The 14856-nt window shown below is 43.5% G+C and carries 10 protein-coding genes; 9 read left to right on the plus strand and 1 reads right to left on the minus strand.

The genetic code is table 11. The features are described 5' to 3' along the window. The first annotated feature begins 28 nt into the window (after nt 1-28). The 9 genes from G4417_RS14060 to G4417_RS14095 all read left to right on the plus strand — a co-directional run bounded on the left by G4417_RS14060 (nt 29) and on the right by G4417_RS14095 (nt 12694). The gene (locus tag G4417_RS14060) at nt 29-280 is read left to right on the plus strand and encodes a hypothetical protein (protein WP_243872162.1); all 252 of its coding nucleotides are present in this window, start codon (nt 29-31) and stop codon (nt 278-280) included. Further along, on the plus strand, nt 267-869 hold the full coding sequence (gene lepB, locus G4417_RS14065; protein WP_173683938.1) for a signal peptidase I: 603 nt from the start codon (nt 267-269) through the stop codon (nt 867-869). Before G4417_RS14060 ends, lepB begins: the two co-directional genes overlap by 14 nt. Nucleotides 870-935: 66 nt before the next feature. Continuing rightward, nucleotides 936-6425: a Cna B-type domain-containing protein gene (locus G4417_RS14070; RefSeq protein ID WP_173683939.1), complete on the plus strand. Its 5490-nt coding sequence runs from the start codon at nt 936-938 to the stop codon at nt 6423-6425. Nucleotides 6426-6516: 91 nt separating this feature from the next. Next, entirely contained in the window at nt 6517-8007 is a 1491-nt protein-coding gene (locus tag G4417_RS14075) for an isopeptide-forming domain-containing fimbrial protein (protein ID WP_173683940.1), read from the plus strand. 111 nt (nt 8008-8118) lie between these two features. Further along, nucleotides 8119-8940 carry a class C sortase gene (locus G4417_RS14080; protein WP_202048540.1) on the plus strand — a complete coding sequence of 274 codons (822 nt, stop codon included), beginning with the start codon at nt 8119-8121 and terminating at the stop codon, nt 8938-8940. Nucleotides 8941-8944: 4 nt separating this feature from the next. Beyond that, the gene (locus tag G4417_RS14085) at nt 8945-9787 is read left to right on the plus strand and encodes a class C sortase (RefSeq protein WP_173683942.1); all 843 of its coding nucleotides are present in this window, start codon (nt 8945-8947) and stop codon (nt 9785-9787) included. Nucleotides 9788-9804: 17 nt separating this feature from the next. Further along, nucleotides 9805-11295: a pilin N-terminal domain-containing protein gene (locus G4417_RS14090; protein ID WP_173683943.1), complete on the plus strand. Its 1491-nt coding sequence runs from the start codon at nt 9805-9807 to the stop codon at nt 11293-11295. A 174-nt stretch (nt 11296-11469) separates the two neighbouring features. Beyond that, complete coding sequence (locus tag G4417_RS17200) at nt 11470-11601, plus strand: hypothetical protein (protein WP_274603799.1); 132 nt, start codon at nt 11470-11472, stop codon at nt 11599-11601. Nucleotides 11602-11686: 85 nt separating this feature from the next. Further along, complete coding sequence (locus tag G4417_RS14095) at nt 11687-12694, plus strand: GTP-binding protein (RefSeq protein WP_173683944.1); 1008 nt, start codon at nt 11687-11689, stop codon at nt 12692-12694. Between the two features lie 362 nt (nt 12695-13056). Here G4417_RS14095 and G4417_RS14100 read toward each other — a convergent pair. Continuing rightward, a partial coding sequence (locus G4417_RS14100) for a DctP family TRAP transporter solute-binding subunit (RefSeq protein WP_173683945.1) occupies nt 13057-14856 on the minus strand: 1800 nt, incomplete at its 5' end.

The following is a 14856-nucleotide window of genomic DNA, read 5'->3' on the forward strand; positions in this document are numbered from 1 at the left end:
GGAAAAGGAATTACGGCGTTTAAGCCGTATGGATTTACTGGAAATGCTTCTGGAACAGAGCAGAGAAGTAGAGAGACTTCAGAAAGAACTGGAGACAGTTAAGAACCAGCTCAGTGACCGCAGGATCATGGAACAGGAAGCAGGTTCCATCGCAGAAGCGTCACTGAAACTGAATAAAGTATTCGAAGCTGCACAGCAGGCAGCAGACCAGTATCTGGAGAATATCCGAATCCGGTCGGAGATTTCACAGAACGGAGAGACAGAGAATGAAGCAGAATAAGAAGAGAAGAGAGATCACTTCTATGCCTTCGGTGGAACTGCTGGAAAAGGAAGTAAACCGTAAGAAATATCAGAAACGGTATTTCCAGGTACTCAGAAACACCATTTACACACTGATCACAGTGGCGGCTGCGGCAGTTCTGATCGCTGTACTGCTCCTGCCGGTGCTTCAGATCTACGGAAGCTCCATGACCCCCACACTGCGGGAAGGTCAGATCGTAGTTTCACTGAAAGGTTCGGAATTCAGACAGGGCGATGTAATTGCCTTCTATTATAACAACAAGATCCTGGTGAAGCGTCTCATCGCAGGACCGGGAAGCTGGGTCAATATTGACGAAGACGGAAACGTCTATGTAGACGATAAGCTTCTGGATGAGCCATACCTGAGAGAAGGAGAGAAAGCTCTGGGAGACTGCAACATCAAGCTTCCCTATCAGGTACCGGACGGACGTTATTTCGTAATGGGAGACCACCGTTCCACATCTGTGGACAGCCGAAATACAGCCGTAGGTCCCGTGGCAGAGGAACAGATTGTCGGCAAGATTGTATTCAGCATATGGCCGTTGGAAACATTTGGCACGGTTTCATAGAAATGACACCGTATTTTCTGATAAGTACAAAACTGTACAGAATAATAAAGAGGGAGGAAGAGGAATATGAAAGAGTCTCTGTCTCAGCAGACAGCAAACCTGAAACATAAGAATAACAGACATAAACGCTGGAAAGGCATAGTCAGCATCCTTGCCTGCATGGTAGTTTTCTGTACTGTATATGCACTGATTCTTCCGGCACTTACGGCAGAAGGAACACTTCACTGTGGAAAAGAAGAACATACACATATAGAGGACTGCTATGAGAAGAAGCTGATCTGTGGCAAAGAAGAAGGAGAAGGTGCACATCATCATACGGATGAATGTTACCGGGAAGAACCGGTTCTTGTCTGTACAACGCCCGAATCTGACGGACATAAGCACACAGACGACTGCTACACAGAAGAAAAGGTCCTGACCTGCACAAATACAGATCCCGACCACGTACATAATGACATCGACGGATGCTACACAACTGAGAGAAAACTCACCTGTGGCAAAGAAGAAGGAGAGGGTGCCCATCACCACACAGAAGAGTGCTACGAGACCAAGAGAGAACTCATCTGCGGACAGGAAGAGAACGATGGACATAAGCACACAGACGACTGCTATAAGAAAGAACTTGTCTGCGGCAAAGAAGAACATAAACACATCCTTGCCTGCTATTCCGACCCGAACGCAGATGTAGAAGACGGCAATGTATGGCAGAGAACTGTAAGCAGTGTCACACTCACAGGCAACTGGGGTGCAGACCTTGCAGCCATTGCCAAAACCCAGAGCGGATACACAGAGAGCACAGCCAACTACGCAGTGGCAGAGGACGGACAGACCATCCACGGCTACACCCGCTACGGCGCATGGGCAAACGACCCATACCGCGACAACTGGTCCGCCCAGTTCGCAGACTTCTGCTTAAGCTACGCAGGAGTACCAACAAGCGCAGTACCTCAGAACAACGACTGCAGCGCATGGAACTATACAATTCCTGATGGCTACACACCGAAAACCGGCGACCTGCTCCTTCTGGACACAGACAGCAACGGCAGCGCCGACCACGCCGGAATCGTAACCTCCGTAAGCGACAGCACCCTGACCGCTATCGTAGGCGACGCTGACAAAGTAGTCAGAAACAACACCTATAATATAGGAAGCGAAACCATCAAAGGCTACGTCTCCATCCCTGAAAACCCCGCACTGGCAACCCCGACACCGGAGCCGACCAAAGAACCGGAAGTAACACCGGAAGCCCAGCCGACTCAGGCGCCTGAGGCAACACCGGAAGTGACAGAAGAACCGACCCAGGAGCCGGAGAACAAAGCAGACGATGTAGCAGATGATAAGGCGGATGAGAATAAAACTCAGGATGAGGATGTTAAGGAAGACGATGGTAAGAAGGATGATACTGCTAATAATATAGAAGTAACTCCTACACCGGAAGTGACCGAGACACCGGAGACAACTCCGACTCCGACAAAAACACCAGAAGATAAAGAAAAAAAGAATGAAGAAATAATCGACTTTACTGAAATAAGTTGGTGTAATGTAGAAAAACCAGAAGAAGAAAATAGCATAGAGGATGATAAAGATACAGAAAATGAAGAAAGTATAGAAGAAGCAAATTTTATGCTGCTTTCTATAGAGCAAGATGTAAGTGTTATGGCTGCGAATTCAGGTGTTGATTTCGGACAGTATATTACAAAGGCAGTTGTTAAGAAAATTGTAAATGGTGAGTGGAAAGAAGCAACAGAATTTAATGATGGTGATCAGATAAAAACAGATATAAAATATGATATACCGGCAGGTATTCTGAATGCTGATAACAGAGTCATCAGCTATCAGCTTCCGGACGGTGTGCTTCCGCAGGGAGATTTAAACGGTGTTGTTTATAGTAAAGGAAGCGCAGTTGGTACATACACCATCAGCAGTACTGGCCTGATTGAGATTACATTTAATGAAGATTTTGTTGATAATGGTTCAAGAATTGATGGTGATGTAGGATTTTCAGGAACTGTCAGTTCAGATAACACGAAAGTTGATAAAGATATTATTTTTGGTGGTAAGGGCGGTACGATTATTATAAAGAAAGAAGAAGAAACCCCTGAAACCGGTGATATCAATATCACAAAAGAGGGAACATTAAGCGAAGACAAAAAAACAATAGAGTATAAAGTAAAAGTTTCCACCGTAAATGGTACAAAGAAAACTGTTACCGTGAAAGATTACCTGAAGAATGCGACATATAATAAAAAGAATGTTGTAATAAAGGACAAAGATGGCAAAACAGTAAGTGGCAATGTTGTTTATAACGAAACCAAGGCACCTGCTGAATCCTCTTTTGAGATTAGAGATCTTCCGGAATTAAAGGCTGGTGAATGGTATGAACTTACTTATTCAGCAGCAGTAGGAGAGGGACAGGCGGATGGCACAAATATAGTTGAGAATACTGCATCTGCCAATGATAAGAGTAAATGGGTACAGGTCAGAGTTTCTGAGCCGGTGATCAAGAAAGACGGAAGTTATTCAGAAGATACAGGAAAAATCAAATGGACCATTACAGTCTATGGTGAAGGTGACAGCTTAGACGGTTATACATTGAGTGATATTCTGGATGGCAAAAAATTACCTGATGGTTATAAAGCAACTTTAAATGGAGAAGAGATTGCTTTGCCATATACATTCGGGAAAGGTTCAGATGGTAAACATACATTTGAAATCGTATATGAAACAGATGCTCCGGATAAGGCGGGAAACGTAAACAATAAAGCTGAGCTGACCAAAGATGGTAAAGGATATTCATCAGATGCAACAGTTAATGTTACAAAACGTGACTGGGATATATCAAAGGTTTCTACTGGACAGGAAGCTGTAGAAGGTGGAAAAACCAGAAGATTTTCCTGGAAGAGCAGTATAACATTGCCTGGAAATGCTATTAATTCTTTAGGCAAATTTACCTATGAAGATACTATTAAAAACGGTAGCTTAGATTCTGAACATTATGGCATCAAAAGTGAACTGCAGCAGGCAATTGAAAAGAGTATTAACATTAAATATCTGGTAAATGATAATGGACAGATGAGGGATCAGACAGATAGACTTAAAGACTGTTCAAGCTGGCTTTCTTATACAATAATATATAAAAATGCTGCCGGAACTGTAGTTAAAGATGACAGTGACAAGGTTAAGAGTTTTATTATTACCTTTAATGCTGATCCGAATTCAGATAAAAAGTATGCCGGTAAATTAATTGAGTTTGAATATCAGACAATAGGAAATATCGAAAACATACCAGTGGGTGAGACAGAAACGTTCTATAACAGCGGAAAACTGGGAGATAAAGAAGTAACTGGAAACGTAAGTTATAAAAATCCGGTAAGACTGATTAAACAGAGTGGTGTAGAGGGTTCTCTCACACGTCCTGATGAAAAGTGGTGGAACACTGCTTACCAATGGAACGGAGCATATTCCGGCGAACAGAAAGAAGCGAAGCTGGGAGAGGGCAAATATATTTATTACAGGATTCTGATTGATCCGGAAGATCGTGGAACCGGACCGAAAACCCCGATCATTCTGACCGATACACTTCCGGAGGGAACAGAGTTTGTAAAAGGCAGTGGATATGCATTGTATTCCAATGCAGCATGTAATGCAGTCTGGAGAACTAACACAGATATTACTGACCCTGAATTTTCTGTAGGAAATGGCAATGTACTTACAATCACTCTGAAGGAAAACAGCTACTACTTAGAAAATGATAATAAAATTGCCATCTATTATGCTGTTAAAATTACAGATGATACGAAGCTGGATGGAACCGGAACTGCCACATTTACTAACAAGGTAGTATGGGGTGATCGTGAAGCAAGTACTGATACAGATATCAAAAAGAATCATGAAGTGATTGAAAAAACGGGTTCTCAGAGGACTGAAAAGGACAGTCAAACTGGTGCAGAAATACGGAAGGATATTGTAGATTACAGTATTGTTATAAATCCGAATGCTGAGGATCTGGATGACGAAAGTGATACCCTGGTATTAAAAGACGTACTTAAAGATGACGCAAGAAAACTGAATGCTATCAATCTGGATCTCAGTACAGTTAAACTGTATGTATATGATGCCACCAAGGAAGATAAATGTGGCGCAGAAATCGATGCTTCAAGGTATGTGATCGAATATAACGATTCCTCCAGCGGAAAACGTGAGTTTAAAGTTACTCTTCCAGATGAATTGGCCTGTGTTCTGAAATATTCCTATCAGTATGACAGAGGAACTACTGCCGGTGATATTCCAATAAGCAATGAAGCAAAATTGGGAAGCCATACCAGCAAGGAAGATTCCTTTACCTTAAAAGAATCAACATCCTATGCGAATGCCAACAAACACATTATTGTTTTCAAAGTAGACAGCAGAGATTTCTCAAAACTGCTTTCAGGAGTTAAGTTTGAGCTTTACAAATATGAGAATCCGAACTGGAGAAAAGTAACAGATTTAACTACTAACAAAAACGGCCGAATTGATATCAGTCTCGGCGACAAAGAAGACAGTCTTGTAAAACATGATGTACTCTATAAGCTTGTAGAAACAGAAACACAGGATGGATATGAGGTATCTGATAAACCATATTATATTGTATCTCTGGAGAATAAAACAAAAGATGATATCTGGAATTCAATTTCAGGTGAGATACAGAATGGTGAATTAGGCAACAACAAAGATAATATCAGGACAATTTCCCAAAACGGAGATACCATTTATATCACAAATGACTACACAAGTGTTGGTGTTGAGAAGAAATGGCTAAATAGTGAAGGCGTGGCTATTAAGCCGGGTGCAGAGAGTGTAACTGTTAAGCTGCAGAGAGAAACACAGACGCCGACGGGTAATAAAGTAACAGTTAATTGTTATGATGCTTCTGGATTGAAGAAAACAGAGACTGTCTGGATAAAATCTGGAACATCAATGCGTATTAAATGGAATATGTCAACTGATGAAAGCCACTTTAACTTTGATTTACCGGGATGTACAGTAAAATGGGAAAGTGATAAAATAGACTCCTGGAAAAAATTACCTGTAATAGTAACTCCTGAGATTAGCAGTGATGTAAGTATTAATATCACCTATACAGCATGGTGGGGAAATTATGGAGAAGGTGGCTCAGAAAGCAATCCTATTGAGGTAACCTATACTCCATGTGGACATAGCTCGTCAATTGATGAAAGCTACAATCCTGATCAGGTTATACTGGATGCTTCCAATAACTGGAAATATGTATGGAAAAACCTTGCTCAGGAGGATGCAAATGGTAATCCTTATTACTATAAAGTAGTGGAAGTCAGCAATATTCCGGGCTATACTGTAAGTTATACAAATAATGATGTTCAGTCCGGAGAGGTTATTGTTACGAATACCAGAACCACCAGTCAGGACTATGAACTTCCTGAAACCGGTGGAATCGGTACTAACAGGTTTACAGCAGTGGGAATGGCCTTAATGGCAGGATCACTGATGTGCGGATACGTGATGAGGTGTAAACGCAGAGAAAGGAGGGAAAAATAAGCCTCCTTCTCAGGCAAATTTCAAACGCCGAAGCGTATTCAATACAATAATAAAAAAGAAAATATTTATAAAAGAAAGTGAGGAATGAGTTATGAAATTAACGAAAAAGGTTTTAGCTCTTAGTTTAAGTTTAGCCATGGCATCTGCTATGGGTGTTACTACTTATGCGTCTGATGTTTCAACAGCAGCCACATATTCAATTACAATTAACAATGCAATGGGAAAATATAAAGCTTATCAGGTATTTGAGGGTGATTTAACCACCAATGTACTTTCTAACGTCAGATGGGGAGATGGTGTTACTCCATTTGAATATGGTGGAACAGATGATGCTGCTGAGATTGCGAAAAAATTAGAAGGCGAAGATAATGATTCAGATGCAGTAAAAAGTTTTGCTTCCTTAGCTGCATCTAGGGTTAATGATAATTGCACAGAAGTTACCGCTTCAGGTGGTGCGGCTCAAATTACCAATTTGGCACCAGGTTATTATGTGATTTTGAACAGTGATGTGGCTGATGGAGAAGCCATCTCACGTTATATTCTTCAGGTAACTAAAAATCAAACAATTAATAACAAAGCTGCAAAACCAGAATTTGAGAAAAAAATAAAAGATATTAATGATACAACGGATATTGAATATAGTGATTGGCAGGATTCAGCAGATTATGATATTGGCGATAAAATTCCATTCCAGTTAAAAGGTACGGTAGCTTCAGATTATAGTGAGTATGATGAATATTATTTTGCATTCCATGATGTAGAAGAGAAAGGATTGACATTTGACGAAAGTACAGTTGAAGTGAGCGTAGATGGTGCTAAAATTGCGTCAAATCTTTATAAATTAAAAACAAGTAATACAGATAAGTGTACTTTTGAAGTCGTATTTGCGGATTTGAAAACTATTGGTAGTGTTCATGCAGGTTCGGTAATTACGGTGGACTATAAGTCTACTTTAAATAGTAATGCTGTACTTGGAGAAGAAGGAAATGTCAATAAGGCAAAACTTGAATATTCGAACAATCCAAATGACAGTCAGGGTGGAAAAGGAAGCACACCTTGGGATAACGTTATAGTATTTACTTATAAAGTAGTTATTAACAAGGTTGATGGCGATAACAATAATGCGCCATTGTCAGGTGCAGAGTTTACTCTGAGTAAAAAGTTGAAAGATGGCTCAACAAAAGATATTGCTGTTGTTAAGAATACAGCGGGAACAAAATTTACATTTAGTGGATTAGATGATGGCGATTACGTATTAACAGAGACAACAACACCTAGTGGATATAATACAATTGCTCCGATCACATTTAAAGTAACTGCTGCACATGACATTGTATGGACTACACAGAAGCGAGATGATGTTCTTACTAGCTTGAGTGGTAACAAAGTTGAAGGAGAAATTACACTCGTAGCAGATAAGAAAGAAGGTTCTTTAACTTCTGATGTAGTTAACAAATCCGGTTCTACTCTTCCATCTACCGGTGGCATCGGTACCACAATCTTCTACGTAGTTGGTGTAATCCTTATGCTTGGCGCAGGCGTTCTTCTTGTTACTAAGAAACGTATGAGTGCTAACCGCTAATCGCGCAAAACGTACATAAAGATAAAATGATAAAGTAATACCAACCCTTCAAAGGAGCAGGAAGTCATTCCTGTCCCTTTGGGGATAAAAAGTGACAACAGGGAGATGCACATGAAAAAAAAGAATTTATCTACAATTGTATTAGTGCTTGTATTTTTCGTGGGTCTCTCCGTGCTGTTATATCCAACAATCAGTGATTACTGGAATTCCCTGCATCAGTCACAGGCAATCGCGACATACGCGGATTCGGTGGCTGAGATGGATGAACAGGACTATGAGGAAATGTGGAATGCAGCCCAGGAGTATAATGAGAAACTTTTCGAGACCGGACATGGTCTGGGGCTGAAGAAGAAAGAGAAGAAGGAATACAATAACCTGCTGAATGTTTCCGGAACCGGGATCATGAGCTATATCGAAATTCCGAAGATTAAGTGTTCTCTTTCCATCTATCACGGCACAGATGAAGGTGTCCTTCAGATTGCCATTGGTCACATCGAAGGGAGCTCCCTTCCAGTAGGCGGTGTCAATACTCACTGTGTTCTTTCCGGACACAGAGGACTTCCCAGTGCCAAGCTCTTTTCCAATCTGGACAAGCTGGAAGAGGGGGACATATTCATGATCCGTACCCTGGATCAGACGCTGACCTATGAAGTAGATCAGATCCGCATCGTTCTTCCGGACGAAGTGGATGACCTGAAGATCGAAGAGGGCAAAGATCTCTGTACACTGGTCACCTGTACTCCTTATGGAATCAATACCCACCGTCTTCTGGTGCGCGGTCATCGTGTAGCCAACCGTGAAGAAGCGGAAGCTGTTCGTGTAACAGCAGATGCCATGCAGGTGGACAACAGAATTGTGGCTGCATGTATTGCCGTTCCTGTCCTGCTTATTTTGTTGGCTGGCATCTTTGTAAGTGGTCGCAGGAAGAGATAAAAGAATGAAGAAAAAACATATATCAACGATCATTATCGCACTTATTTTTCTGGCAGGACTTGGTTTCCTCCTGTATCCTACGGTAAGTAACCTGTGGAACAGGGCGCATCAGTCCCGCGCTATTGCAACCTATACGAAGCAGGTGGAGAAACTGGATGATTCCCAGAACAAGGAGATGCTGAAAGCAGCCAGAAAGTATAATAAAAGTCTTTTGAAGAAATCCGATCACTGGAAACTTTCGAAGAAGGATAAGAAGAAATATGAAAGCCTTCTGGATGTTTCCGGAACCGGGATCATGGGTTATATAGAAGTTCCGAAGATTGACTGTTCCCTTCCTATTTATCATGGGACAGATGAGGGGGCTCTGCAGATCGCTATTGGGCATCTGGAGGGGAGTTCTCTTCCTGTGGGTGGTAAGAGTACCCACTGTGTGCTTTCCGGGCACAGGGGGCTGCCGAGTGCGAGACTGTTTACGGATCTGGACCAGATGGAAGAAGGAGATATTTTTATCCTGAATATTCTTGGCAGGAAGCTTGCCTATGAGGTAGATCAGATTAAGGTAGTCCTTCCTGAGGAGATGTCGGATCTGGAGATTGAGGAAGGGAAGGATCTGTGTACGCTGGTTACCTGTACTCCATATGGGATCAATACCCACCGTCTTCTGGTGCGGGGACACCGCACGAAGTATGTGGAGAAGAAGGTGGAAGAAGAGCAGAAGAAAGTACAGACGAAGAAGACAGATATCAGGCTGATGATCGCCGGTGGGACGGGAGTTCTGATACTGCTTATCATCATTATTGTAATTGTCATTAAACGCCGCAGGAAGCGGAGAAACCAACAGAGATAATGGAGGCTTGGTAGGATATGAAGGAAAAGTTTTTGAAAAGAAAATGGCTCAGGGTTCTGGCTGCGGTATGTATGTCGGTGATGCTGCTCCTGAGCATGGTGCAGGGAGCTTTTGCAGCGGAGGACAGCGGAAGGACTACCGGAAGCCTGTCACTGACTCTGGCGGTTACGGAGGATGGAGAGCAGGTTCCTCTGACCGGTGTGCCCCTTGCCTTGTATCAGGTGGCAGATATGGACACAGAGCCGGTGGTGTATTTCCATCTGGCATCTTCTCTTGCAGGTGCAGGTGTGGATCTGAATAATCTGAAGACTGCGGCGGATGCGGAGAATGCTTCGAAGGTTCTTGCCAATAAGGTTGGCGGTGTGGGGATCGTGCCTCTCACAGGAGTGACTGACGGGGAGGGAAAGCTGTTCTTTGGTTCTCTGCCAAAGGGTGTTTATCTGCTGGTGCAGACCGGTGCGATTGATGAGTGCAGGGTTTCTCCTATGCTGGTTTCCGTGCCTTATACAGAGGACGGGAAGAAGTTTGAGTATGATGTGCAGGCTTTTCCTAAGGCAGAGAAGACAGATAAGTCCAAGAATGGAAGTCTGACGGTTACCAAGAAGCTTCAGGCTATTGATAATGATACCATGGATTTCGTGGATATCTGTGCTGCAGATGCCACTTATTATGTAAGGCTTTTCCTTGATGAGTCTGCGACGATTCCTTACGGGGATGTGAAGTCGATACATATTCAGGGGCAGAACAGTGGAAGCGTGGATTATTCGGATCTGCCCACAGGTACTTATTATCTGCGTGAGACTGATGCACAGGGTAATCCAAGGCCATTGGATGACAGCTTCGTGGATGATACAGGCGTGGAAGTGAACTGTATGATCCAGGTAAACGGAGAGGATTCTACAAGCATTACCTTTGACCCGTCTGCGGATCATTTCGATACGCAGGAGGCTGTGGTAGATAATATTTATGTTAAGATTCCGGATGGCTTCTACATGGAGAGACAGTTGAATATTGAGAAGAAGGTTCTGAAGGATGGTGTTGTGACTACTTCGGATCAGACTTTCTATGCAACTGTGAATGAGGTGGATCCTGCGACCGGTGAGGAGACCACGGTGATCACGACTGAGCTGAAGCAGAATGATACGGTTACGGTTCTTTTCCAGGTGGCAGATATTTCGGATAAGGATGTGGTTCATACCTACAGAGTCTTTGAGTCTGACGCAGAGGGTAATCCGGTTAATAAGAGTACCTTTGGTTTTGCGGTAAGTGGTGAGGGTAATGTAAGCTTCACAGGTACTGAGGTTGAGAAGTCTATAACGATCACCAACACAGTGGTTACGACTACACCGGGAGTGACACCGGGAGTGACACCGGATGTTCCTGGTGGTCCATCAATTCCGCATAAGGTTAAGACAGGGGATAACACACCGATCGTGATGTGGATCGTGGTTCTGGCTGTGGCTGCAGCGGTGGTTGGATTTGTGGTTGTACGCAAAAAGAAGAAATAGAACAGTGGAATAAAATAAGAAGGGCATTGTCTGCGGAAAGGGTATCCTGTCTCGCGGGCAGTGCCTTTTTCTGTGCATTCTGCTGAAGCATATCAGTGCCCGGAAGGAGTTTTGCATATGCTATATGTGATAAAGTAGTTGCGTTTGGATTTGCAGAATGTATATAATGGGTGTGTGAACACGACTATTGTGTTGTTGGACGACAATTATTCTCCGGATCAGGGCAATGGTGCCAATGGTGACAGCAATTATGGCACTAATGGCACCATTTCAGCAGAGGGGGATTCTTGTAAGAGAAGGGAATAACCGCAGTGGTTCATGGATGATAAATGATGAAGTTTCACTTAACAGATAAGAACAGGAAAATAATACAGCAAAGGAGAGACAGTAAATGGTAAAGGTAGATTTGATCACCGGTTTCCTTGGTTCAGGAAAGACCACGTTTATCAGGAAGTATGCGCAGTATCTGATGGATGCCGGTAATAATATTGGGATTCTGGAGAATGATTACGGGGCTGTGAATGTGGATATGATGCTTCTTCAGGATCTGATGGGAGAGAACTGTGAGCTGGAGATGATTTCGGGCGGGTGTGATAAGGACTGTCACAGGAGGAGATTTAAGACTAAGCTGATCGCTATGGGGATGTGCGGTTATGACCGGGTGATCGTGGAGCCGTCGGGGATTTTTGATGTGGATGAGTTCTTTGATATTCTTCATGAGGAGCCGTTGAACCGCTGGTATCAGATTGGGAATGTGATCGGGATCGTGGATTCGAAGCTGGAGCGTGATCTGTCGGAGGAGGCGGATTTTATTCTGGCTTCGGAGGTGGCAGATGCGGGATGTATTGTGATGAGCAAGAGCCAGGATGCATCGTTTGAGGAAATCCAGGGCACGATTGAGCATGTGAATCAGGCACTGGAGAAGGTTCACTGCAGCAGGAGATTTCATTGTGAAATAAATGGTGTGGATACTGCTAATGTTATCCACAAGAATTGGGATGAGATGTCGAAAGAGGACTTTGATTGGATCGCATCCTGTGGATATGTGATGGCAAGCTACAGGAAACCGGAGTTTGAGGCAGAGGATGCGTTTACTTCTCTGTACTTTATGAATGTGAAGATGACTGAGAAGGAGCTGAGGGAAGCAGCTGAGAAGATTCTGTCTGATCCTGAATGCGGGCGTGTGTTCCGGATGAAGGGATTTATGAGAGTAGACAGTGATAGTAAAGACAGCTCTGGACTATCTGTCCGGACAGAGAGTGATGGAGAGCAGTGGATTGAATTAAATGCTACCAGGAATGAAATCACAATCCGTCCGCTTCATGTGGGGCAGGAGGTTCTGATTGTGATTGGGGAAGAGCTGCAGGAGGAGAAAATCAAGTCTTACCTGAAGATCTGAGATTTGAACGCAGGTCGCGGAGTGACTGCGTTCATGAGCAAGTAGCGAAGCGGATTGCGAATGTCCATTTTACTTTACAAAAAGGGCACTTGAAAATTCAGGTGCCCCATTGTATAATCTACTTAGAAGATGACCGGAAGCATGTTCCGGTTGCCCTCGGTATAATTAATGAGTAAAGAAATTAAGCATCCAACTTTGGGCGGTGGGATGCTTATTTCTTTTTATGTTGATCTATGTAAGTCAATGCCGTAAAGATTACTAACAATACTATTAAAAACAAAACAGGGTATGAAGCTCATCGTAATCTGATGAAATTTCATACCCTGTTCGTTTATTTTTATGGAGTTTTGTAACCGTTTGAATTATTTGGTAAACAGATCAACCAGATCCTGGCCGTCTTCGTAGCCCTGGCTCTTCAGCTCGTTTACGAACCATTCGTCTACGCCGTCTACAGCTTCCTTAAAGGAATCGATATCCATATCAGCTTTCTCTGTGAAGGTTACGCCGTTTTTGGATTCCCAGCGTTCTTTGATTTCATTGTCGCTGGAACGGTTGATGTAACGTTCGTATTCAACTGCCTTCTGACCGCATTCATCAACAACTGTCTGCTGTTCAGGTGTGAGACCGTCGTAGATATCCTGGTTGATGCAGAAGAACAGACAGTCATAAATTGCATCCCACATGGAGCAGTAAGGCTGAACTTCCTGAACGCTTGCTGCGTCGATAGCCGGAAGTGGGTTTTCCTCACCTTCAACAGTGTTCTGCTGAAGTGCTGTGTAGGTTTCAGACCAGTTCATGTTGGTGGCATCAGCACCCCATCTCTTGTAGCATTCCATCAGAAGGTTGGAACCTGCTACACGGACCTTCAGGTTCTTCATATCATCTACAGATTTGATTTCATGTTTGCTGTTTGTGATTTCGCGGAAACCGTTTTCTGCGATACCCATGCAGTGGAGTCCGTACTCGCCAAGGATTTCTTTCAGTTTTTCACCTGCTTCGCCGTCGAATTTCGCATCTGCATCGTCGTAAGAATCATAGACGAATGGAAGAGAAACAACGTTGAAACGTGGATCAAATGCAGAGTAGATCAGGTTGGAGTGCATGGAGATCTGAACCGGGTCCCCATTCATCAGAGCCTGAATACCTTCGGACTGGTTGCCGTTTGTAAGCTGGTCAGCTGCATAAATATTGACTTTAACCTTTCCGCCTGTAGCTTTTTCCATCAGTTCACCGAACTTACGTCCGCCGTCAGCCCAGGTACTTGTCTCAGTAGTGGAGCAAGCGAAGTTCCAGGTTGTTTCCGGCCAGTCCAGATCACTGTAATCTTCCACTGTGTTGAAGGAATCCTTTGTGAAAAGATCAACCAGATCCTGGGCATCGTCATAGCCCTGGCTCTTCAGTTCGTTTACAAACCAGTCATCGATACCGTCAACTGCTTTTTTGAAGGAGTCGATGTCCATGTCTTCTTTCTCTGTGATTGTTACACCGTTCTGGCTTGCCCAGCGTTCTTTGATCTCGTCATCTCCGGAACGGTTGATGTAACGCTCATATTCAACTGCTTTCTGTCCTGCTTCGTCAACAACTTCCTGCTGTTGTGGTGTGAGACTGTTGTAGATGTCTTCGTTGATACAGAAGAACAGGCAGTCATAAATTGCATCCCACATAGAGCAGTAAGGCTGAACCTCCTGAACACTTGCAGCGTCGATAGCAGGAAGCGGATTCTCCTGACCTTCTACTGTGTTCTGCTGAAGTGCTGTGTAAGTTTCTGACCAGTTCATGTTTGTGGCATCAGCGCCCCATCTCTTGTAGCATTCCATCAGAAGGTTGGAGCCTGCTACACGAACCTTCAGGTTCTTCATATCGTCTACAGATTTAATCTCATGTTTGCTGTTTGTGATTTCGCGGAAACCGTTCTCTGCAATACCCATGCAGTGGAGTCCGTACTCACTGAGGATTTCTTTCAGCTTTGCACCTGCTTCGCCATCGAATTTCGCATCTGCATCCTCATAGGAATCATAGACAAACGGAAGAGAAACAACATTGAAACGTGGGTCAAATGCAGAGTAGATCAGGTTAGAGTGCATGGAGATCTGAACCGGGTCCCCATTCATCAGAGCCTGAATACCTTCGGACTGGTTGCCGTTTGTAAGCTGGTCAGCTGC

The sequence above is a fragment of the Blautia wexlerae genome (genome assembly GCF_013300825.1).
GTDB lineage: Bacteria > Bacillota > Clostridia > Lachnospirales > Lachnospiraceae > Blautia_A > Blautia_A wexlerae_B.

Bases quoted from the DNA above. Each gene is read 5' to 3' on its own strand.
- G4417_RS14060 (WP_243872162.1), top strand. From the start codon at position 29: ATGGATTTACTGGAAATGCTTCTGGAACAGAGCAGAGAAGTAGAGAGA.
- lepB (WP_173683938.1), top strand. From the start codon at position 267: ATGAAGCAGAATAAGAAGAGAAGAGAGATCACTTCTATGCCTTCGGTG.
- G4417_RS14070 (WP_173683939.1), top strand. From the start codon at position 936: ATGAAAGAGTCTCTGTCTCAGCAGACAGCAAACCTGAAACATAAGAAT.
- G4417_RS14075 (WP_173683940.1), top strand. From the start codon at position 6,517: ATGAAATTAACGAAAAAGGTTTTAGCTCTTAGTTTAAGTTTAGCCATG.
- G4417_RS14080 (WP_202048540.1), top strand. From the start codon at position 8,119: ATGAAAAAAAAGAATTTATCTACAATTGTATTAGTGCTTGTATTTTTC.
- G4417_RS14085 (WP_173683942.1), top strand. From the start codon at position 8,945: ATGAAGAAAAAACATATATCAACGATCATTATCGCACTTATTTTTCTG.
- G4417_RS14090 (WP_173683943.1), top strand. From the start codon at position 9,805: ATGAAGGAAAAGTTTTTGAAAAGAAAATGGCTCAGGGTTCTGGCTGCG.
- G4417_RS14095 (WP_173683944.1), top strand. From the start codon at position 11,687: ATGGTAAAGGTAGATTTGATCACCGGTTTCCTTGGTTCAGGAAAGACC.